The organism is Ensifer adhaerens (genome assembly GCF_001270265.1).
GTDB lineage: Bacteria > Pseudomonadota > Alphaproteobacteria > Rhizobiales > Rhizobiaceae > Ensifer > Ensifer adhaerens_B.
Genome location: NZ_LGAP01000047.1, coordinates 18622 through 40023, shown reverse-complemented (window position 1 = coordinate 40023; position 21402 = coordinate 18622). Strand labels below are relative to the sequence as shown.

Sequence of the window (21402 nt, the reverse complement as noted above, 5' to 3'; positions counted from 1 at the left end):
GTGCCGAGTGGGCCATGATCTGCACCGCCCACAACCTCCTCAAGCTGTTCACCCTCGCAAAGCCCGCCTGAGCCGCCTATCCTGCAACAAATGTCCGTCGCAACGACCTATCTGGACGGGCTCCTAGCGGCTTGTCTAAGGTGGGCCGTCAGCGTGCTACAAACGCTGTGCTTGAACATGTCGTGCGGCAAGCTATGTTGTCTTCTATCCTCGTGGAACACCGAAACCGCATGGGACTGGGTGTAACAGGGCATCAAGAGCGCGATGGTATCGATTGGAACTGGGTCATATCCCAGCTCGATCGCATGGTCAGCAGCATCGACGGGCCGCTGATTGGGTATTCCTCACTGGCCGCAGGCACGGATCAAATTTTTGCTGGGTGTTTGCGGTGCTGGATCACGGAGCACAGGTACGTGCAGTCATACCCCTCGCGAACTACGAGCGGTTCTTCAAGCCGGAGGCACTAGCGAATTACCGGAATATCCTTCGGGATGCCGAACGGATTGATGTGGCCTCTTCGGAGAGCCCGGAGGAATGCTTCATCAGGGCGGGGATTTACGTCGCCGAGCATTCCGAGTTGATGGTCGCAGTCTGGGATGAGGCGGCGGCGAAAGGCCATGGGGGGACAGCGGACGTAGTACGCTATTGCAAAGATCAGGCGATCCCCGTGACAGTTGTCGTTTGGCACTTAATCGTAAGAATGCGGCCGTTCCGGCGGGCTTTGGCAGTTAATGTGAGATTCTTTAAGGCGACTTTCTGCGCTTAACGCCTTCAGATGCGGCAGTAACCCTCTGTGATATTTGCGATTTGCTGATGAAGATCAGCCGAAGACAGTCATTTTATTCATAGCGGCGGTTCTCACATTAGGTGCCGAACACGGCTCCTGCGTTGGATATGCTGCGCGAACCCGCTGCCATTTTGCTTCGTTTTCATCGTCGGCCGCCCGATCTGCTTCAACGAAGTTCAGCTAGGCCATCAAAACTGCAACCATCCAAAAAGCTGCGATCCCGCGCCCTTTCATGAGAACCTCCGGCATGTTCAAGCTTCCATCAGCCTGGAGGACAGGAATTCGATGAAGCGCTGGGTCTTGGCTGGAATAAGGCGAGTTTCGGTGACGGCGTAAATGCTCACCGACGACCCCTGCCATTCGGGCAGGATGCGTCGGAGCCGGCCAGAGGCCACGTCTTCGGCGACGATCTTCTCGGGAAGCAGGGCAATCCCCTGGTGGTTGACCGCCAGTGCGCGGATCATTCCGACGCTGTTGAGCGTGAAGCGGCCGCGAACGCCGACATCGACCTTGTTCATTCCCTGGTGTAAGTTCCAGGTCGGGAACCGCGGCATGCAGATGCATTCACGCTCCGCCAGGTCCACCGGTGTTGCGGGCTCGCCTGACGCTTCGATATAGCCAGGCGACGCATAGAGTTGGCGCGAATGCCGCCCGATCAGGCGAGCGATCAAACTGGAATCTTCCAGTTTGCCCATGCGGATCGCCACATCGAACGGCTCGGCCACCAAATCGACACGGCGGGGCGTCAGGTCGAATTCGAACGTGATGCCGGGATAGTGCCGCGCGAAATCAGCGATGATCGGCGTGAGGTAAAAAGTAGCGAGGTCGACCGGGAGCGAAACCCGCAGGACACCGCTCGGTTGCTCTAGCATCGCGCCGAGCTGTTCATGAGCAAGGCGGGCCTCGTCGACGATGCGCTTGCTTCGTTCATAATAGATCTGGCCGGCCTCGGTGAGTTCGATCTTGCGCGTCGTGCGGTGCAGCAGTCTCAGGCCGATCGCCTTCTCCAATTCGCTGACACGTCGCGACAGAGTGGAGTTTGGCATGCCGAGAGCCTCCGCAGCCTTCCGAAAGCTCCTGGCTCTGGCGACCTCAACGAATAGTGCCATGTCGTTCAAATAAGTCATGTGATTGCGCCATAAATGGAAAACTAATTTCAATCTTGCCGGATTTATCCTTAGATTGGAATAGTGGATAAGGGCTCCAGCCAATGGAGATCCCAATGAATCCCATCTTCACCTCTGTCCGCGTCGGTCGCTACGCTCTGCCGAACCGCCTCGTCATGGCCCCGATGACCCGCAGCCGCGCCGGCTTCGACGGTACGCCGGGCGAGCTGGCCATGGAATATTATGCTCAGCGCGCCGGCGTCGGCTTGATCGTCACCGAAGGCACCCAGCCCTCGGATGACGGCCAGGGCTACCTCACCACCCCGGGCATCTACACTCCCGCCCACGTCGCCGGCTGGCGGACGATCACCTCCGCCGTGCACGACAAAGGTGGCCATATCTTTATCCAGCTGATGCACGCCGGACGCATGTCGCATCCCGACAACACGCCGCACCACCGCCAGGGCGTCGCGCCGTCCGCGATCGCGCCGGGGACGGGGATGTTCACGGTGACCGGGATGCAGGACATTCCCACGCCGCGCGCGCTGGCGACCGAAGAGGTGCGCCAGACCGTCGCCGATTTCCGTCATGCGGCCCGCTCAGCGATCGAGGCCGGTGCCGACGGCGTCGAGATTCACGGCGCAAACGCCTACCTCGTCCAGCAGTTCTTCGCGCCGAGTGCCAACACGCGCACTGACGAATATGGCGGCTCCATGGAAAACCGCTCCCGCTTCGCCATCGAGGTCGCCACGGCGATCGCAGAGGAGATCGGCGCGGACCGAACCGCGATCCGCCTGTCCCCCGGCACGACCATGTGGGGGATCGACGAAGGCGCCGACGGGCCGGATCTCTACCGCCATCTGGTTGCCGAACTCGACAAGCTCGGGCTCGCCTATGTGCATATCATGCACCAGGGCAACGAGGCTTTGCTGGCCGACCTTCGCAAGATCTGGCACCAATCGCTGATCCTCAACCGGCCCGGTCGACCGCGCGACCAGATCGGCGACGACGTGGCTTCCGGACTGGCCGATCTGGAAGCCTATGGCCAGATGGTTCTGGCCAATCCGGACTTCGTCATGCGGCTGAAGGCCAATGCAGCGATGAACCAGCCAGACCACAACACCTTCTTCGGCGGCACCGCACAGGGCTACATCGATTACCCCGTCCTGAACGCCCGGACCGATATCAGTTCATGACAGGAGATTAGATTGACTCAATCACCGCATCCCTCGACTGCCTCGGACAAGAAGGCACTTGCCGAGACCGCAAGCTCAGGCGCGGCGGAAAAAAAGAAGATTCTGGTCGTTGGCGCAACAGGGTTCCTCGGAGCCAAGATTCTCCGCAATTTGACGCTTGATACGAGCATTGCCGTCGTTGCGATGTCGCGTAAGGGCGCGCCCTCAAATGAGAGCACCGATATCGAATGGGTGCGCGGCGACATGATGGATCCTGCGTCCTTGGATCGTGCTTTGCAGGATGTGGACGTCGTCGTCAGCTCGGCTAACAGTTACATGAAGGGAAGCCTCGACACGGACTTTCAGGGCAACAAGAATCTTATAGAGGCGGCAGCAAGAGCCAATGTTGGCCGATTTGTCTTTCTCAGTATCGTAAGCTGCGAGGCTGCGTCAGCAGTGCCGCATTTCCACGCCAAGAAAGTGGCCGAGGATCTGATCAAGGCCTCCGGGGTGCCCTATGTATTTGTTCGCGCGCCCACATTTCTCGATCAGAGTACGGACTTTATTGCGAAGGGTGTGAAAGCTGGCCGGTTCCTGGCGATGGGCGATAAGACCACGAGATGGTCCTATGTCCTGACGGATGATCTGGCCTCATATCTCGCCAAAGCAGCGACGTTTCCTGGGGGTGAGATCAACAACCAGACGATCGATGTCGGCTGGCGCGATGGCCCCAAGAGCCAACAAGAGATCGCCGATCTCGTCTCCGAGGTCATAAAGAAACGTCTCAAGGTGCGGGTGGTCCCCTGGCTGGTTTTCCGCTTGCTCGCACGCCCGGTAAAGCTGTTTTCCGAGCTTGGCTACGATCTGATCCAGATGTTCCTGTTCTTCAAGAAGGGCGTCTATGTTTCGAACATTTCGAAGCAGGAGCACTTCTTCGGACCCGCGCCTACACCCCGAGATGCGATCGCGCGATGGGCGAAAAGTCAGCAGCTAATTTCGTGATGCATAATGGGCGGGCATTTCAAGAGTGCGAGACGGGGCACCCAGCTAAATCAGAGAACCATGGACGAAGGACATATGGCGAGCGATCCGACAGCGCTTAAACGGCGGGAGCAGGTGATTTCCGTGCCGACGACTTTAAGTCCTCAGGCCCAAACCTATTTGACGCAGAGGATCGCTCAGTTGACCGCTTCCGGTCAGACGCACGTAGGGCCGCACGAACTCTCGGCTTTATGGATTCCATGCTCGACATGATGCGCCGCTCGCAGCCGAGTTCCGAGGCTCGGCGACGACGATTGCTTGCCGAGCGGCGCAGAACTCCACCGAGCCAATCCGGCGGGAACCAGGGGACGCCTCGCGAAGTAGCTTACTTTGACATCCATGGCGGGAGGCGCAGGAGAGCGTTGGCGATAATCCGCAGGGCACTGGCCAGTCCAGCCTCGGAACGCTCGGCCGAAACTTGTCTCGTCCCCATAGCCGATCAGGCGCGCGACCCGTTTTATCGGGAGATCCGCGCGGAGGAGCAAGTCTCCCGTGCGCCGCCGCCTGGCCCCGGACTTCAGCGTCACCAACGACGTGCCCTCTCCGTCCAGATGCCGTTGGAGGCTGCGTCGGCGACAGCTGCCGTGTCAGGGGAAAGTCCAGCGTGGTCGGCAAGGAAACGGATGATCCGGAAGGTCAGGCCGTCCCTTCACCGGAACAGGTGGTCAATCGTTCGATCAGCCACCGGCCTGCGGGACCTGGCGGGTTGTCGGAGCGATAGGCGACAGACATCGGAAGTCTCAGACCCCCTGCGGGCACACCCTCGATACTCAGTTCGACAAGCCGCCCGCTGTCAATATCGGCTTTAACCGCATGTGCCGGCATCCCGCCCCATCCGAGACCATTGACCAGAAAAGTCTGCTTGGCGAAGAGATCGGCAAGCCGCCAAGTATACGGCGACATCACGCCGAACTCCCTCCCGTTCGACAATTCCGTCCTGTCGGTGAGGACAAGTTGAACATGCTTCCCGAGTTCGCTTTTGGAAATCATCCCCTTGATCGCGGCAAGCGGATGATCCACTGCCGCGACGACCTGGAACAGCACGCCGCCAAGCGGCTCCGTGATGACGCCGGGCGGCATTATCGGCAAGGTGCCGACAATCCCGACATTGGCTCGTTGATCGAGGATTGGCTGGACGGTGCCCCCAAGCGCTTCGACGAACAAACGCAGCGGCACGGTCGGAAACTGCTCACGGAAGTCCTTGGCGGCCTCAGCGATGACGTGGATCGGAAAGAACACGTCGATTACGACGGACAGCTCCGGCTCCAGGCCCGTTGCCATGCCCTTTGCCAGCGACTTGAAAGTATCGACCCTGGCGACGATCTCGCGGGCGTTCGCCAGCAGCATCTTGCCGGCTGCGGTAAGTTGCGGATAGCGACCCGTGCGATCGAACAGATCAACGCCAAGCTGAATTTCCAGGCTGCGCACGTGCTCGCTGATAGCCGACTGCGCGCGTCCTAGCTTGCGCGCCGCCGCAGAGAAGCTGCCCTCATCGACTGAGGCAATAAACGTGCGCACCTGATCCAACGACAGACCATCAAGCATCTAAGATCCTAATTCCATCGCTGTGGGTGATGGATACCATCAGAAAATAGCGGCTTTTCCGATGGATGGCAAGCGTGGCAAAAGCAAGTGAATGTTGCGGGGCCCATGGTCTTGCCACTGCGCCCGCCGCGCGTACTCGCAATGAAGGATCACCGCGCGGCAACCAAACAATGAAAGGTTATCTCATGGCTAATACGTCCCCATCCTCCCGCGTTGCGCTGAGCAAAACTGTCACCGCTGTCTCATGGACACTGCGTATCCTCGCCGCGGCCGCTTTTTTAGCTGCCGGCGGCGCCAAGCTCGCAGGTGTTCCCATGATGGTCGCGATCTTTGACCAGATCGGCGCCGGCCAGTGGTTCCGTATCCCTACAGGCATTGTTGAAGTCGCCGGTGGAATTGCCCTGCTGATCTCGGCGAGTGCGGCCTTTGGCGCCCTGACTCTGGCCGTCACCATGGTGTTCGCCATCCTGACCCATCTCTTCGTCATTGGCGGCAGTTCTGTGCCGGCGATCGTGCTTTTGCTTATCACCGGTACGGTTGCGTGGCTGCACCGCGGCAGGTTCGCTGGTCTCGTTGACACCCTGCGTTGAATTGCGCAGCTCGGCCCGCCAGATGCCGCACGGATCAATTAAACGACCAGGCGGCACTGTGGGACGTGATCAAGAAACATGAGGCGGCCGGGAAACCACGCGGGACCTCCAGGATCGCCGACCAGATACCGTCCCGCATGTTGAGAGATTCCTATGATCCGCTTCACTGCCCTTAATTTTTGTTTCTCTGACACTCACTGGATGCCACACAACCAAGATGGGCCAGTCGGTTGGCTGGCCTGAGCCGCAGCGCAGTTATCCGAGCAGCTCATATTAACAGCGCCAGCTTTTGGCCACGCGCTTCGAAAGGAATGAGCATTGGAAATCGGTATCGACAGTTTTGCGATGCTTGTGACCGACCCGAAAACCGGCCACCTGCAATCCGCCGCCGAGCGCATGGCAAGCGTGCTTGCCGAAGTGGAACTGGCCGACCACGTCGGTCTCGACGTTTTCGGCATGGGAGAGCATCACCGGGAGAATGCGCTCGACTCGGCGCCTGCCGTTATTCTCGCCGCCGCAGCGGCACGCACAAAGACTATCAGGCTGACAAGCGCCGTGGCTGTTATCAGCGCTGCCGACCCGGTGCGCGTCTTTCAGGAGTTCGCAACGCTCGACCTTATTTCCAAAGGTAGGGCGGAACTGGTGGTTGGCCGAGGCTCGTTCGTCGATGCCTATCCGCTCTTCGGTTACGACCTGCGCGACTATGATGCATTATTTGTCGAAAAGCTCGACCTTCTGCTCAAGCTTAATGATGCGCCTCACATCAGCTGGCGGGGTCGTTTCCGCCCGCCGCTGAATGGTGAAGGTGTTTATCCTCGCCCGCATCAGGACCAGCTACCGGTCTGGCTCGGTGTCGGCGGTACGCCGGAATCCTTTGCCCGCGCCGGTACGCTCGGCCTGCCGCTGATGGTCGCGATCATTGGCGGCAGTTTCGAGCGCTTCCGGCCTCTGGTCGACCTTTACCGCCACGCGTGGCAGGTTGCAGGTCATCCACTGGTGAAACAGAGGGTTGGTATCCATGCCATGGGTTTTGTTGCAGATGCCGATGAAGCGGCCAAGGAGGCTTTCTTTCCCGGCTGGCTCCAGATGTTTACGGAAACCGGAAAGGAACGAGGCTGGCCGCCACCGTCGCGGGCTCAATTTGAGACGATGTGCGGCCCCACCGGAGCCTTCCTAATAGGAAGTCCGCAGACGGTCGCCGCCAAGATGCTGGCCGCCAGCAAGGCATTGGGCGGCGTGTCCCGCATCACGTTCCAGATGAGCACCGCTGCACTCGAAACGGAGGCTATGCGACGATCGATCGAGCTGCTCGGCACAAAAGTCGGGCCATTAGTTCGCCAGGCGCAAGACAACAAGGAGTAGGTAGCATGGGCGAACTGATCAACGGCATCTGGCAGAAGACAACCTTGAGCGCTGATATCTCGAATAGGGCCCACGTTTGGAGAGGGACCATTCAGCGCCGACCGTCGATCTTCCGCGACTGGATCACGCCGGACGGAGTGGCGGCTGGGGGAAAGCGGGGCTTCAAGGCTGAGGCAGGCCGCTACCATCTCTACGTGTCGCTCGCCTGCCCATGGGCGCATCGCACGCTGATCATGCGCAACCTCAAGGGTCTGAGCGATCTGTTCGGCGTCTCGGTCGTTCATAGGCTCATGCTCGACGACGGATGGACCTTCGAGCCCGGTCCCGGCCTCGTCCCCGACGATGTCAATGGCGTTACGAAGCTTCACGAGCTTTATACGCCTCACAGACCCCACCTGCACGTCACGGGTCACGGTTCCTGTCCTTTGGGACAGACACGAGCGGACAATCGTCTCGAACGAATCATCCGAGATCATCCGCATGTTCAGTTCCGCGTTCGATCATCTCGGGGCAAAAGAGGGCAACTACTATCCCGACTGCCTGCGCGACGAAATCGACGCAGTGAACGACCGTGTCTACGACAACCTCAACAACGGTGTCTACAAGACAGGCTTCGCCAGTACCCAGGGAACCTATGAACGGGAAGTCGCGGCGGTCTTCGATACGCTTGATTGGCTCGAGGAGCGGCTAGCGAAGGAACCTTATCTTATCGGCGGGCAGTTAACCGAAGCCGACATCCGCCTGCTGCCAACCCTGTTGCGCTTCGATCCTGTGTACTACGGGCATTTTAAATGCAATCTGCGCGCACTTGTCGATTACCCAGCTCTGTGGGCCTACACGCGCAGATTATACCAGCACCCCGCCATTGGCCCGACCGTCGACTTCCAGCATATCAAAGGGCACTACTACGGTAGCCATGCTAATCTCAATCCGAGTGGCATCGTTCCGGTCGGCCCCGAGCGGGATTTCGACGCGCCAGCATGAGAGCAACGCCATCCTCGCCCTGGCCACCTCCACGAACAGCGCCACGTCGTCCAAATGACTCAGCTAAGTGCTCCAGCAATGGAAATATGATTTCAACTATGCCGGATTTATCCCGAGGTCGAAATGGTGAACAAGCACCTCAACGAATTGGACCGGAAAATGCAGCCGCGACGATGGCCTGCATTCTCGAAAGGGCGGGGCATATCAATTCTGCCGGTGGTTATCTGCGCAATCTGACGGAAAAGGCGCGGCAAGGGGAGTTCTCGCTCGGGCCAGTATTGGTGGCGTTGTTGCGCGCAAACGGAACAGCTTATGGAAAGCTGGATGATGGATCTTTGAAGCGGCACACTTTGGTTGCAGTCCTTTATCGGCGGTCGAGCGGTGTCGGACCAAGCCTGCGCAGCGCGATAGGTTTCGGAACGGGCATGGAAGCTACGCATCCATGCCGATCTGGTGAGCGCTGATGCATTTCGAGGCCCCCACCATGCGCCTTGTGCCGTCGGCGAGTACGACGGCACAAGGCCTCTGTTGTTGCTGGATCCGCCTGATTGCCGGGTTCGTTTGCGAAGCGGAACAATTTGTCTGTGGTCGTGACGATGTTCTCGATTTCCGGGCTCGCTTGGGCCTCCAGAAGCCGGATCGAGTTGACTAAGACGGGCCTGGTTCGGGATAAGCTGGCCCGACACTCTGGGCTCAGCGAGAGCCGCACGCGCCGCGATTCACAGGCTTAAGGACGGATTTCGTCGCTGCGTCTTCCTTGGGTGGCAGGGAGGGAGGTCGTTAAAGGGACGGTCTAGTCGAAAACTCATTCCGTCACAGGGCATCATGTCGTCGGTATCGACATGTTGGAAAAATGGGTCGATAAAATCGATATTTATCGACATATCGTCGCAAGCAAGTTGCCGCACGTTTCCGTCAGGAGTCGCTCGCCCCAAGGCTGGCCCGCTCCGGCTTGAAATCGAGGGCGGTTAGCATTATGTTGGACGAAATTGGTTTTTGTCAGACATGAGGCTCGTCATGGGAAAACATAGCAGCGCCGGAGAGCGGGCGGCGGAAAAAAAGGCGGCGCTGGCAAAGGTCGTGCGCAAAGTGAAGGCCGGCAAGTTCGCTGCTAGCAGCAAGGCGCGTGTTGATGCGGTCATGAAAGCGGCTGAACATTCCGGTCTACTCGGCGAAAAGAGTAAAAGGATCGGCGGGAGGATCAGTCCCGCTCTCATCGAACAGGCGAAGAAGCACACCGGCATCGAAACCGACACTGACCTGATCGAGTTCGCATTGGCGGCCGTGGCACTTGACGACGATTTCGGGTCCGTTTTTCGCAAGACCCGCGGCACGGTCGACCCCGACCTGAAACTCGGATTCTGACTTGTCGGATTTTGCTTTCGATGCCGCCTTTCGCTGGGCAAGGTTCGATCCCGGCCGGACCCTTTCAAGGCGCCCAGACAGAGAGCTGCCTTTCCTCGAGGAGCCGGCCGAAGCCGGTCTGGAACTGCTCCTCGACACGTGCGTCTACATCGATGGCTTGCAAGGGCGAGCGCCGGAAATTGTGGCGGACTTGCTCGATATCCGCCACAGCAATCACTCCACCATCGCCATCCAGGAGTTGATGCACACAGTCGGCGTGCTCGATCCGGCGCACCAAGGCACGAAAACAGCCATTCAACAGATCAGGACTACGGTTAAGGCGATGCCGGCCCATCGCGTGTTTACACCCGATGCGGATGTTCTCGGGCGGGCCGCTTTACTGTCCGGCATGCTGTGTCGTCTGCAGGGCTATCACCGCGATGCCCGACTGCGAGCTCTTCACGACTGCGTCCTGTTCCTGCAGGCGCAAAAGCTTGGCCTTTCCGTTCTTACGGCTAATGTGAGCGACTTCGATTACCTGCTGCAACTGATGCCAAATGGCCGGGTCCTCTTCTACCGTTCAGCCAATTAGATCGGGCGGTCGTGCCACTTTCGCCGCCAAAGCCGTCACTATCGATACGTGAAACATATCGCCGTCAGCCGTGCCGGCGAAATCCTGTTCGGTGCGGGTGTCGCCGATGCGCCCCTCGACCATGCCGGTGGCCACGTCGAAGCAGGCGATCAACGTCTGCGTGCCGTCGCGGGTATACTCGAATTCGCGACGCTCGACCTGGCCCGGGCGCATCGGCAGGGCCCGGCGCGATCCGCTCCAGCGGCTGGATGCCGGTCATCTCATCGATCGAGACCGTCCGCATCGGCCTCGGCGGCGGCGCGGTAGACGGCGCAGATCTCAGCGCATTTGGCCTCGAAGTGAGGATCGGGCTTCCGCGTGAACCACAGCCGGAAGCGATGCGGCTGAAGGTCCGACTCTTTTTTGAAAAACGCCCCAGCGAGCGCTGCGAGATGCGTTCGACCAGACTGCGCTTTTCCGCCTCTCGTGCCAGATCGCTCTGGCTCCACTGGCTGATCGGCAGTCCATTTTGTGCCGGCGGCTCGCAGGCCAAGGCGATGATCGAACAGATCTGTTCGGGGGTGAAGGGTCGCCGGCGCGCCGGGACGCGGCGCATCCGCCAGCCGTTCGCCCATCGCCGCGCCCGGCCCGCGGGTGAGCCAGCGCTGGCGCCAGCAGCTGACCGTCTTGCGCCACACGCCAAGCCGCTGTGCCGTCTCGCAGATCCCCACACACAAGGGATCGACTTGTCGTGGGGCTTCTTCGAAGGCAGGCGAGAGTAGGGTGGCTTTGCTACACCAACCCAGCAGCAAGGGCGAAGTCGGGAATCAGGCGGATACGTGCATGCGATTCGCCCACCGACGGCGGCAATTTTGATCAGGCAACGAGCTGATGCGACCGGCGGTATTCGGCACGCGCTTTTCAAGCACGGTGCTGTTGTACAGCCTCTACCAGGACGCGCTTACGTTAGTACTCCGATGAGTTTAGAATTGGTCGTCCGGGCGGCTCGTCGGAAGCCGCCGGAAAAATAGGCCTATTGAGGGATAAAACCATGACGCGGATCGATCCCAACATGTCACGTATCTGGCATAGATCAGTGCTCGGCGCGGCCGTGCTCGGCATGGGCGCGCTGCTGACGGGAACCAGCGCCGGAGCCGGCTCCGTGGACAAGACCCCATTCGGAAAAACGCAGGACGGCAAAGCCGTCGATCTCTACACACTCACCAACGACAGGGGCGCGTCCGTCAAGTTCATCGCCTTTGGCGGCCGCCGGGTTCAGGTGCCATCGACCATGACGTTGCAAGAGTTTCACGGTATCCTTCAAGGCATAAGCGTTAGTCGACGCGGACAGGGACCGGCGGATTTCAGCCGCAAAACTATCCAGAGTTCCAATTCGAACATGCAAGTGAATTGCATGTTAGTCCGCCGAGACGGTTTTTTTCTGAAAAATCAATTCGGTAGGTCACGTCCAACCCCCTTCTTAAACGTGCAAGAGAGCGTCACAAAAGTCAGCGTCGCTTGCATGTTTGGGAATTACACAATTACTGGTATGAACCTGTGCGAACGGGATAAGCCTTTCACGCTGTCTGACTGTCTTTGACCTTGCTGGTTCCGGGCACATAAACTATGCTCCAAAGCCCTCACCAACACCTGTAGTTCAGCCGTCATAAGGAGACACCCGATGTTTAACTTTGACGAAGCGAACAAGATGAGCAAGGAAGCCGTGGGCGTGGCTGCTGAGAGCTATTCTGCTCTGAGCAAAGGCTATCAGGCCATCGCGACCGAAACGGCGGATTATTCGAAGAAGTCCTTCGAGGACGGAATTGCCCATATCGAAAAGCTCTCCGGTGCCAAGAGCCTTGAGGCCGCGTTCGAACTTCAGACGAGCTATCTGACGTCGAGTTACGAAGGTTTTGTGGCTGAGGCAACCAAGATCGGCCAAATGTATGCTGATCTCGCCAAGGACGCTTACAAGCCCTATGAGGCCCCGGTCTCCAAGGCAACAGCAGCGGTCAAGCCTGGCGCCTGACGATAAGACGATTGCCATCGCAAAAAGGCCGGTCGCGGTTGCCTGCGGCCGGCCTTTTTGTTTCGAAATGTCGTGCGCTACTGCACGACTCCTTAAACAGGAATATTCGGCTTCATTTGCTTGAATTAGTAGTGAGAACCTGACGCTTAGTACCCGACCGGGACTCCCACTTTGGGTGGAACTTTGCCGTTCGAGCTGGCTGCCGCCAGGAACGAACATTTATTGCAGCGCCGCTGAGATCGAACGAAAGCAAGCCCCAGCTCTGAGCTCAGATGGCGAACGTCATAAAATGTTGGGCAACTTAGACCAACTCAATTCTTTTTGCTTGCGATTCTAAACGGAAGCGCCGTCAATCTATGTGGCGATTGATCCTGAATGGCCTCAACCTTGGGACACGCAGATCACATGCAGCGACGTCTTGCAGCCGTCTTGTCGGCCGACTTGGTCGGGTTCAGTCGGCTCGTCGCGCACTCCGAGGAGGAGACGCTGCGACGGCTAGCGGAGCAGCGCGTGTCCATTATTGATCCATTGCTCGAACGGCATCGCGGGCGGGTTTTCAAGACTATGGGCGACGGCCTGCTTGTAGAGTTTGCCAGCGCGGTAGATGCAGTTCGCTATGCTTTAGCGCACCAAAAGCAGGTTGCCGAGACCGAGGCAGAGATTGCGGCAGCCGAGCGGCTGACCTGGCGCATCGCCGTGCATCTTGGCGATGTGGTGGTGGACGGCGACGATCTGGTCGGAGACGGCGTGAATGTGGCGTCGCGCCTACAGTCTGTTGCCCGGTCCGGCGGCGTTTTGGTGTCCCAGACGATCCGAGATCATCTACCCGGCAGCTTTCTCATCAAGTCCGCCGGGATCCCCCATCTGAAGAATATTTCGAAACCGGTGCAGGTCTTTGACGTGCTCGAAGAAGGCATGAATGCGCCGACGCCCCTGATTGTTGCAGACCGTTCTTCCGCCCTGCATCGGCCTGCCGCGCGGGTCGGTCTGGCAGTCTGCGCTTTCGCCTGTATCGGAGTCGGGCTGTGGGTGGGCCGCGACATGCTCGGGCTATCGTCGTTGATCGGGACTCATGCGCCCGTGGAGACCGGCGAGGTGGCGAGGACGCCACAGATCCTTGTCATGCCGCTCACCTCGGAAAAGCCTGAGGGCCGGGAGGCACTGCTGGCCGGAGGTTTGACTGACGAGATCATCGGCAACCTAAGCAAATTCTCGGGCATTCGAGTTTTCGGTAGCAACACCTCCTCGGCCCTCCGGGAGGCGGCATTGTCGCCCGACGAGCTGCGCCAGAAGCACGGGGTCCGCTACGTCGTCAGTGGCGCCGTGCGCGTGCTCGATAGCGAGTTGCGGCTGAATTTCGAGCTCATTGATACAGAAACTGGCTCGACCCGCTGGGCCGATCACTATGAAGAGGACATCAACGGCACGTTCGAAGCTCTCGACGACGTGGTCGCCAGCATCGTCGGCAACGTGGCTGCGAAGGTGTCGCGCACCGAGCTCGAGGCGGCGCGCCAGCGCGCGCCAGCCAATCTTACCGCCTTTGAGCTGACGCTGCGCGGCCGGCAGCTCTGGCAGCGGCCAAATAAGGAGAATATCGGCGAGGCGAGATCGCTTTTTCAGCGGGCAATCGAAGCGGATCCAGGCTTTGCGCCGCCTCTCGCCTACATGGCCTTCACCTATCTGACCAGCTACAACAATAAATGGTCCGACGAGTATGAGAATCCCGCGGCCCTCCACCGAATGCTTGAGCTTGCGAACCGCGCACTTGATCTGGATCCGGGCTATGCTACGGCCTACGCGGCTCAGGCGATTGCATATACGTATCAGGGCCGTCATGACGAGGCCGATTCCGCCGCCGCCCGCGCGATTGCAGCAAATCCGAACGATCCCGATGTTCTAGGGCGCGCCGCGCAGGTGCTGAGCTTCTCCGGTCGTTACAACGAGGCGATCGAGCTTTTGAATACGGCGATTGACCTTGATCCGTTCGGCCCGGCGCAATGGTTTAATTTCCTCTCGCGAGCTCATTTCTTCCAAGGGAAAAACGAACCGGCAATCGCCGCTGCGCGCACATGTCTCGACCGCGCAATGCTGCAGCCGTGCCGTGAAACCCTCGCGGCGGCTTTGGCTCTGTCGGGCGATTTGGACGACGCTGCCGAGATCTGGCGACAGCTCAGCGAGACTGACCCAGTGATGGAGCCCGAAAAGATGGTCGCGCGCTTGCGCCCCGCATTCCGCCGTCAGTCGGATTTGGATCGTTTGGTCGACGGCCTGACCAAGGCCGCCAAACGATGGTCGCGCTTATAGAAGTCGCCGTCGCGTCGCATCCCAGGCCAGGCTCGTTGATCCGGCGATCCAGTTTCGCTGAGGACGCGTTCTCGCGAGACTATACCTAGGGCCTAAGACGTGCCCTGCCTGCCCTCGCGAAGCGGACACCTGACGCCATCTGTGCGCCCAGCATTTCGGACTCGTCCGGGTGTTCGGCATTAGCTTCGTCGCTCATTGTCAGCGCGGTGAAGGAACGGTGCAATGGCTTCGCAACGGGCGGCGGGGAAGGAACGGCAGCACGGGAGCTTATCATCACCGCTGGTTTGTAAGCCTTGCCAGCAACCGCTTGGCGTCCTCTTCAAGGCTGGCGCAGGCGGTCTGATATTCCTCGATCAGCTCCGGTCGACGCGGTACCTCCATTCGGAACTTGTCGAGGGCCTTGGCCGCACGCGCATAGGCCGCGAAGAGGTCGTCCAGATCGCGGTTCTTGATCGCGCGAAGTTGCTTCCGATGTTGCGGCAGGGCCAGCGCCAAGCGGGCTCGGCCGTTTCGCAGTAGGGACATTTCCAGGGTGACCATATGCCGTGTTTTCCGTCTCTGTGAGACCATATTTTGCGCCGCTGGAGAGTCAATTTTTTCCGTGCTGACGGCCGCCGGGCGTAGAACGCCAGCGGCAGTCTTCCTACATGAATCTTGGTCCTGCACGATCGGAACAGAGGGCCAATGAAGAACGAATTCGTCAGATCGGCGGTCTATCTCGCCTTGTCACTGCTGAAGGAGCCTGCGCGAAAGGCGCTGGCCGGGACGGGTAAGACGCATCGTCGCGAGCGATCCAGTGCGGAGGCTATCGCCACTCACGTCGTTACCTACCTCCGACGGAATTGGGAGTTTTATCGAGACGGCAAGCCGGCGAAGGACCGCGACGTGATCCAACATTTGGCCAATATCATTTGGGCCGTTCCGTTAGAGATTGCCCAAGACCATGCTGCTATCGACGCGGATGAGCGTGAGGCTGCGCGCCAGTTCATTGCCGAGGACGTCTTCAATGCGCTGACGTCCGAGTTTCAGCCGGTCTACGCGCCAGAGCGCTACACTGGTTGGGACAACACTCGAATAAGGTGAACTACCGGGGTGGGGAGCCTAACGCAGCCCGAGAATGGCGCGGAGTGCTGCCGCATCGCGAATTCCCCCGAGATAAAGCTCAATCAATCTTTCGGCGATATCGCTGGCCTCCCAACTTTCCCTCGTCAGCTTACGCGCCTCCAACTCTTCCTTGAAGAGGCGTTCAAGCATGTCGATGTCATCGGGACCAATCGCACCGAAATCTCTGAAAGGTGCCATGACGCGCACTCCTCCATTCCGGGGCGAAAGTGTGGGTATCCTCTACTCCCCGGCGCCCGTGGAAAAAGCCGATCATGGGACGACGGTATATCCCCTTTGGCCCGCGAGAGTAAGGCAAAAGCGCTAGCGAGCCAGATTTGCCCTCGCCGAGCAAGTTATTGTCGCGAAGGATGTTATTGGAGCGCTCGAACAGCATCCCCAACGAACGCTACGACGACGTTGGGCGAGATTGTTTTCGTACCAATACGGCTGAGGGTGAAGAGCACCTTTTTGTGCTGCCGGTCGATCTGATAGACCACGAATACTTCATTCCCCCACTCATTTCCCCCGTGGCCGGCCAAGGTCGAGTTGCCGAACTTGAGAAGGCGGACGTCGGTCCCGCTTGCCACACCGCCGTCGCCAATGAAGCAGAGCGTTAGCGGCCAGCTAAAACCATTCGTTATGAATGCATAGTCTTTGCTGGAGGTTGCGCTGTAACCTTTCATGTTGGGACCGGCAAGAGATCAGCAACACGAACGAGGTTAACTACGGCGTGTTCGAGCAGTCGATGCGGCAGTCGGCGACGCACCCGGCCTCCGGTGCTCCACTACCTTCTCTGCCGGCGACGGCTTTGCCGAAGGAATCTGCCTGGACCGATTTAGGGCCCGTGCAGGAGCACGGCCGTGCCTGGGCGGAAGATCATGCGGAAAATCGAAACGCTACAGTAGCCTCCCGTTCCGGAACGGAGGCATGGTGCTGTAGCGAATCTGAAATGGAAGTTAGCAGCCGGAAGGGCTGCGGCAATAGGCAAACTTATGCCGATGATGATTGGTTTGCGATAGGGGCCTGCTCAAGTGCGGAGGGCATAGGCTTCAAGCTGGTCGCGGGTAAGAAAGCGGCCGTCCGAGCGCGCGTTGGATTCCGGATGGCTGTATTCGAGGCTCGGGACTTTGGGAAGTTGAAGGGCCTGGCTTACGGTCATGATGCCGATGTCCTTGCGGCCGCTCTTTCGCTTCATGCTGACTTCAACAATGCGGCGAAGATTGCTCTCTCTCATGATGACTCTCCCGTTTTATTTTGTTTTCCCTTTTGATCCGGAGTTAGACACCCCGAAGTTGTTATGAGGCACCTCATAATATAATGACGTTAGATGAAGCCTCGACGACAGAAATCCGGCGCTTTCGCGGAGATTTCTGAGTCATTTCGAGATCGTGCCGTAAGCGACGATCTCGCATGCATGCTAACGATCCTATTGCGCCACTTCTTATATTAGAAAGCGCTCTTCTCTTCAAGCAAAGGCCTCGAAGAAGGTATTTAATACTACTTATGCGCCCGCCCAATCGTAATACAAATATGGCGCTCGCCGCGTTCGGCACGTCATTTCAAGCTGATTGCAACAATGGTGGCCGAGCGTGCAACGCTGAACAGTCAGCTCCCGCCAGGGGCCGCTTGACGCGGCCGCCAGTTCAGTGGCGGTTAGATGCGCTTCCTCGGCGGCGGACAGGAAGAGCTTTCGCGCTTCGTCAGGCGCCCGCCGGCCCGCGATGCCGCGCGGCAGGCACTGCGTGCGGCGACAATAATAGGGGCCGCGGTGGGGCCACTGGCCCGCGAGGCACACTCGATGCCGTCGGAGGGCGCCATCCACCACATCACGTTGTTTCATCACTGATCGAAGAGGGTGTGGATCTGCGAAATCAGGCACGCGCGCCGGTCACGGCCTTCCAGTGCGCCATGGCGCGGATTCGATGGATGTGGGTGGCGAGAGCTGAGCGTTTTTGATGCGGTGCGACGAAGAGATTTCTGACTGCCGAAAAGATCGATACAAAGCGTTGCACGTCGCCGGCCGATCGAAATCCCTGCATCATTCGTTCTCGTTTTCGCAGTGGAGAACCTAGCCGAAGTGCATCATGCCTGTTTGCGACATTTGGGAACGTATGGAGAACGGTCTCCGCCGTTCTGTGAAAGACCTATGCTTGGTCAAGCCCCGACGACGCTTCAGCTATTGCCGTTGCAAGTCCATGCGGGTTTTCCAAACCCATCGAGTGCCCGGCGCCCGGCACGATGAGCACCCGAATACCCTGAGACGACAAAAGTTCGGCATCGGAATTTGGTAAGCTGTGTTCCCCGAAAATAAAGGTTTTCTGGGATGGATGGCGGAGAAAGCGGAAACGCCAGTCAGGAGAACTGCCTTCCACCAACGACCTTGCCCCGCGATAGACAGCGAGAGCGGACGAAGCCCGCATAGTTGCCGCCCATTCTTCATTCCCGGCCTCTCGTGCGTCGTTGAAGGTCGTAAGGTGACCGCCATTGACATAGTCGGATTCATGTAAAGCGGCGATGGCTCGGCTGAATGTTCCTCCACCGCTGTCAAGATTGGCTTCGGAAACGATAAGGTGGTTGATCTTGTCTCCGAGGAGATCGGCGGCCTCGATGGCAATAGACCCGCCCATGCTGTGCCCGTAAATATCGATCCGTCTTAGCCCCTGCTCCTCGACGAACTGATAGATCTGTAAAGCATGGTCCTGCACGCCATATCCAAAGTCTTCAGGACGATCGCTAAAGCCGAAGCCGAGTAAATCAAGAAGGATAAGGTGTCGTCCGCGCAAGGCAGGAGCGGCAGCAACATGCGGATATTCAAAGGATGACGCACAGCCGAGGCCATGAATCATCAATAGCGGAATGCCTTCCCCTTTGAATTCGAGATACCGCATTTTGGAGAGTGAGGACCTGGTCGGAAATGGGAGCAAGGCGCGGACCGGAATAAAGAGTGAACATTCATAATGAATGAGGCGCACCATCGAAGCTGTCAATGGTGATTGACTTCCAGTTTGGACGTCTTGCTGCTTATCTGTCCGAGCTCCCTTTCTTTTTTAGCGCCTCATGTAACGCGGTTTTGCCGATCTTCACGCGAGCTGCGGCTTCCCGGACATTCAGTCCGGCCGCCAGATGCAGGCGGGCTTTCACAAGCTTTTCCGGTGTCACGACCGCTTGTCGTCCGCCGCGTCGTCCGCGTTCCTCTGCGGCTTGCAGGCCTGCCTTCGTTCTTTCCCGGATCAGGTCTCGCTCGAACTGGGCCAGTGCCCCGAACAGATGGAAGACCAGGCGACCGCCGGACGTTGTGGTGTCGATGTTTTCGGTGATGGACCGAAAACCAACACCTTTGGCCTCCAGTTCGGTGATGATCTCGATGAGGTGCTTCATCGACCGGCCAAGACGGTCCAGCTTCCAGACCGTGAGCGTGTCGCCGTCCCGAGCATAGCGGATGGCTTCGGCCAGCCCCGGCCGATCGGTCTTCACGCCCGACGCCTTGTCTTCGAACAGCTTCTCGCAGCCTGCCTTGCGCAAGGCGTCGAGTTGCAGCGCAGTGAGCGAGGGCGCAAGATCGCAAGTATCCGTATCACCGTACCTCACTTCCATTAGAAACTACTTGCTTGCGCTTTTGCAATTCTAAGTCATTATCGACGAGCAATTCTTGCGACCATGACACTCAGTGCCCCGGCAAGAACCTAGACTTCGCTGACGGTGCGCGATCGCGCGAGCAGAAGCACGCGCACAGCCCACTCAATCACCCCGAACTAAGCGTGTCGTATGGGTTGACCCCTTTCATTGGCAAACGGTGGACGGCATGGCATCGATCAAGCACAAGCGTTCATTCCTGGCAGCGCTTTTCGCAGCAACCATCCTCAGCGGAGGGAATGTGGCTTTCAGCCAGACTGTAGGCGACATTCCAGCAATTCTGATTACTCCCGACAAGGTTGTATCGAGCATCGGCACGCTGGAGTTCAGAGACGGCGCTCCAAGCCCGGAAACCGTGAAGAAGGTGTACGATACGCTGGCCTTCACGCGAGGCCTCGATGCATTCCTCAACAGCTATGGCGGCGCGTCCGCCTATGCGATCCATAAGGGCCTTCTCGGGATCGGCGCTGAAGACAACACGGTCACCATCTTTCCCGAGCTGATGGATTCGAATTCGCTATTCCTCACCGCAAATGCAGACACCGTCTACTACTTCAGCATCGTCGACCTGACAAAAGGACCGATGGTAGTTGAGCAGCCCCCAATGGGGGTCGGAACCATCAATGATATGTGGTTTCAATGGATCGTGGATATCGGCTTCCCCGGTCCCGACCGTGGCGAAGGCGGAAGATACCTGATCCTTCCGCCCGACTACGACGGAGCTGTCCCGGAAGGTGGTTTTTATGTGGCCCGCTCGAAGACGAACCGGGTCATCTATGCCTCTCGCGGTTACCTCGTTGACAACGACCCCAAGCCAACGGTCGAGAACATTAAGCGGCACATGAAGATCTATCCCTATACGCCAGGAGGGGTGGGCACGAGCATCGCGACGGCGCTTGAAGGCAAGGTGAAGCTCGAAGCCAATCCGAAAGTGCCAGAAACCAAGTTCTTTGAAGCGAGCGGGAAGGCATTCAATACCATTCCGCCAAGTGACTACTCGTTCTTCGAGATGATCAACGCCAACGTCCAAGAGGAACCAGCGGATTCTTACAACCCGGAGCTTGCAGGGCAACTGGCGGCGATCGGCATCGCGAAGGGTAAGGAATTCAAGCCGGACGACCGAATGAAGAAAATACTGACCGATGCTGCCGCCGTCGGAAACGCATCCGGACGAGTGCTCAACTGGGATGCAAGCAACATTTCGGGCTGGGCTTATTACCCCGGCTCAGGCTGGGCGAACATGCTCTGGGAAGGGGGCGCTAATTTCGAGACGCCACCCCCTATGGTAACGAAGGAAGGTCTTTTTAATCCGTTACCGCCGACCGGTGCACGAACCCTGAACGCCAAGACGGCGTTTTACTACGGCTACACACTCGATTCCCCCGGCATGATCATGCGGCTGCCGAAAGTCGGCTCGCAGTATCTCATGGGCTTTGTCGATGCGGACAAGAAAGCCTTTGACGGCGGCAAGACCTACAAGGTGACGTTGCCGCCGAACATTCCCGCCGAAGCATTCTGGTCGTTCACGGTCTACGACAACCAGTCGCGATCGATGCTCGACACGCCGCAAAAGTATCCGCGTGCTGGTAGTCAGTCCTATCCGTCACCGGCTGCTGAAGCCGCTGCAGATGGTTCTACCACCATCTACTTCGGCCCCACCCAACCGAAAGACGTCAAGCGCGGCAATTGGATTCAGACCGTGCCCGAGAAAGGATGGTTCACGCTGCTTCGCCTCTATAGCCCTCTCGAATCCTTCTTCACCAAGGAATGGCGTCCCAGTGAAGTCGAACTCGTTCCCTGACTTTAGGACCTCTGACGAGGAACAAG

General features: G+C 58.6%; 23 protein-coding genes and 4 pseudogenes. 14 read left to right on the top strand and 13 right to left on the bottom strand.

The annotated features are described in order from the left end of the window. Nucleotides 1-1038: 1038 nt before the first annotated feature. Nucleotides 1039-1914 carry a LysR family transcriptional regulator gene (locus AC244_RS33170; protein ID WP_053253076.1) on the bottom strand — a complete coding sequence of 292 codons (876 nt, stop codon included), beginning with the start codon at nt 1912-1914 and terminating at the stop codon, nt 1039-1041. 83 nt (nt 1915-1997) lie between these two features. On the opposite strand from AC244_RS33170, the gene AC244_RS33165 reads away from it, so the two are divergent. Further along, on the top strand, nt 1998-3089 hold the full coding sequence (locus AC244_RS33165; RefSeq protein WP_053253075.1) for an alkene reductase: 1092 nt from the start codon (nt 1998-2000) through the stop codon (nt 3087-3089). Between the two features lie 12 nt (nt 3090-3101). Then, nucleotides 3102-4070 (top strand): SDR family oxidoreductase, encoded by a 969-nt coding sequence (locus AC244_RS33160; protein ID WP_053253074.1) that lies wholly within the window; start codon nt 3102-3104, stop codon nt 4068-4070. Nucleotides 4071-4264: 194 nt separating this feature from the next. Here the strand turns inward: AC244_RS33160 and AC244_RS39025 are convergent. Beyond that, nucleotides 4265-4672: pseudogene (locus AC244_RS39025) on the bottom strand (helix-turn-helix domain-containing protein); the annotation flags it as partial. A gap of 73 nt (nt 4673-4745) precedes the next feature. After that, nucleotides 4746-5654: a LysR family transcriptional regulator gene (locus tag AC244_RS33155; RefSeq protein WP_053253073.1), complete on the bottom strand. Its 909-nt coding sequence runs from the start codon at nt 5652-5654 to the stop codon at nt 4746-4748. A 185-nt stretch (nt 5655-5839) separates the two neighbouring features. On the opposite strand from AC244_RS33155, the gene AC244_RS33150 reads away from it, so the two are divergent. The 4 genes and pseudogenes from AC244_RS33150 to repC all read left to right on the top strand — a co-directional run. After that, nucleotides 5840-6244: a DoxX family protein gene (locus AC244_RS33150; RefSeq protein WP_053253082.1), complete on the top strand. Its 405-nt coding sequence runs from the start codon at nt 5840-5842 to the stop codon at nt 6242-6244. Between the two features lie 318 nt (nt 6245-6562). Further along, nucleotides 6563-7606, top strand: coding sequence for an Atu2307/SP_0267 family LLM class monooxygenase (locus AC244_RS33145; protein ID WP_053253072.1), 1044 nt, complete (start codon nt 6563-6565; stop codon nt 7604-7606). Nucleotides 7607-7611: 5 nt separating this feature from the next. Beyond that, nucleotides 7612-8590, top strand: a pseudogene (locus AC244_RS33140) (glutathione S-transferase family protein). Further along, nucleotides 8587-8895, top strand: a pseudogene (gene repC / locus AC244_RS39020) (replication initiation protein RepC); the annotation flags it as partial. The pseudogenes AC244_RS33140 and repC, both read left to right, overlap by 4 nt. 59 nt (nt 8896-8954) lie before the next feature. On the opposite strand, the gene AC244_RS38800 reads toward repC, so the two are convergent. Then, nucleotides 8955-9299: a Fic/DOC family N-terminal domain-containing protein gene (locus AC244_RS38800; RefSeq protein ID WP_321166248.1), complete on the bottom strand. Its 345-nt coding sequence runs from the start codon at nt 9297-9299 to the stop codon at nt 8955-8957. Nucleotides 9300-9607: 308 nt separating this feature from the next. Here AC244_RS38800 and AC244_RS38440 point away from each other — a divergent pair, with 308 nt between their 5' ends. Both AC244_RS38440 and AC244_RS33130 read left to right on the top strand, forming a co-directional pair. Further along, nucleotides 9608-9955 carry a hypothetical protein gene (locus AC244_RS38440; protein ID WP_234717108.1) on the top strand — a complete coding sequence of 116 codons (348 nt, stop codon included), beginning with the start codon at nt 9608-9610 and terminating at the stop codon, nt 9953-9955. Between the two features lies 1 nt (nt 9956). Then, the gene (locus AC244_RS33130) at nt 9957-10526 is read left to right on the top strand and encodes a type II toxin-antitoxin system VapC family toxin (protein ID WP_053253071.1); all 570 of its coding nucleotides are present in this window, start codon (nt 9957-9959) and stop codon (nt 10524-10526) included. Here AC244_RS33130 and AC244_RS37785 read toward each other — a convergent pair. Continuing rightward, nucleotides 10515-10739 carry a hypothetical protein gene (locus AC244_RS37785; RefSeq protein WP_053253070.1) on the bottom strand — a complete coding sequence of 75 codons (225 nt, stop codon included), beginning with the start codon at nt 10737-10739 and terminating at the stop codon, nt 10515-10517. The two genes, AC244_RS33130 and AC244_RS37785, sit on opposite strands and share 12 nt — an antisense overlap. Before the next feature lie 35 nt (nt 10740-10774). On the opposite strand from AC244_RS37785, the gene AC244_RS36985 reads away from it, so the two are divergent. From AC244_RS36985 to AC244_RS33105, 4 genes are all read left to right on the top strand, one after another. After that, nucleotides 10775-11287 (top strand): hypothetical protein, encoded by a 513-nt coding sequence (locus AC244_RS36985; RefSeq protein ID WP_053253069.1) that lies wholly within the window; start codon nt 10775-10777, stop codon nt 11285-11287. 269 nt (nt 11288-11556) lie between these two features. Then, complete coding sequence (locus tag AC244_RS33115; protein ID WP_053253068.1) at nt 11557-12105, top strand: hypothetical protein; 549 nt, start codon at nt 11557-11559, stop codon at nt 12103-12105. An 81-nt stretch (nt 12106-12186) separates the two neighbouring features. Further along, entirely contained in the window at nt 12187-12534 is a 348-nt protein-coding gene (locus tag AC244_RS33110; RefSeq protein WP_053253067.1) for a phasin family protein, read from the top strand. Nucleotides 12535-12909: 375 nt separating this feature from the next. Further along, nucleotides 12910-14838, top strand: a complete 1929-nt coding sequence (locus AC244_RS33105; RefSeq protein WP_082367319.1) for an adenylate/guanylate cyclase domain-containing protein — start codon at nt 12910-12912, stop codon at nt 14836-14838. 273 nt (nt 14839-15111) lie between these two features. On the opposite strand, the gene AC244_RS33100 is transcribed toward AC244_RS33105, so the two are convergent. Beyond that, a complete protein-coding gene (locus AC244_RS33100; RefSeq protein ID WP_234717107.1) occupies nt 15112-15333 on the bottom strand; it encodes a hypothetical protein in 222 nt (73 codons plus the stop codon). 189 nt (nt 15334-15522) lie between these two features. Between AC244_RS33100 and AC244_RS33095 the strand changes: the two genes are divergently transcribed. After that, nucleotides 15523-15921, top strand: coding sequence for a hypothetical protein (locus AC244_RS33095; protein ID WP_053253065.1), 399 nt, complete (start codon nt 15523-15525; stop codon nt 15919-15921). Between the two features lie 18 nt (nt 15922-15939). On the opposite strand, the gene AC244_RS33090 is transcribed toward AC244_RS33095, so the two are convergent. The 7 genes and pseudogenes from AC244_RS33090 to AC244_RS33065 form a co-directional block, all read right to left on the bottom strand. Further along, on the bottom strand, nt 15940-16140 hold the full coding sequence (locus AC244_RS33090; RefSeq protein WP_053253064.1) for a hypothetical protein: 201 nt from the start codon (nt 16138-16140) through the stop codon (nt 15940-15942). Nucleotides 16141-16313: 173 nt separating this feature from the next. Then, entirely contained in the window at nt 16314-16625 is a 312-nt protein-coding gene (locus tag AC244_RS33085) for a hypothetical protein (protein ID WP_053253063.1), read from the bottom strand. Nucleotides 16626-16969: 344 nt separating this feature from the next. Beyond that, nucleotides 16970-17176, bottom strand: a complete 207-nt coding sequence (locus AC244_RS33080; RefSeq protein WP_063934189.1) for a hypothetical protein — start codon at nt 17174-17176, stop codon at nt 16970-16972. Between the two features lie 267 nt (nt 17177-17443). Continuing rightward, the gene (locus AC244_RS35985; RefSeq protein WP_082367318.1) at nt 17444-17782 is read right to left on the bottom strand and encodes a DUF982 domain-containing protein; all 339 of its coding nucleotides are present in this window, start codon (nt 17780-17782) and stop codon (nt 17444-17446) included. Between the two features lie 31 nt (nt 17783-17813). Then, nucleotides 17814-18005 (bottom strand): annotated as a pseudogene (locus AC244_RS38435) (IS6 family transposase); the annotation flags it as partial. A gap of 81 nt (nt 18006-18086) precedes the next feature. After that, nucleotides 18087-18929: an alpha/beta fold hydrolase gene (locus AC244_RS33070; RefSeq protein WP_210168150.1), complete on the bottom strand. Its 843-nt coding sequence runs from the start codon at nt 18927-18929 to the stop codon at nt 18087-18089. A 34-nt stretch (nt 18930-18963) separates the two neighbouring features. After that, nucleotides 18964-19536, bottom strand: coding sequence for a recombinase family protein (locus AC244_RS33065; protein WP_053253060.1), 573 nt, complete (start codon nt 19534-19536; stop codon nt 18964-18966). Nucleotides 19537-19744: 208 nt separating this feature from the next. Here AC244_RS33065 and AC244_RS33060 point away from each other — a divergent pair, with 208 nt between their 5' ends. Then, nucleotides 19745-21376: a DUF1254 domain-containing protein gene (locus AC244_RS33060; protein WP_053253059.1), complete on the top strand. Its 1632-nt coding sequence runs from the start codon at nt 19745-19747 to the stop codon at nt 21374-21376. Nucleotides 21377-21402: the final 26 nt, after the last annotated feature.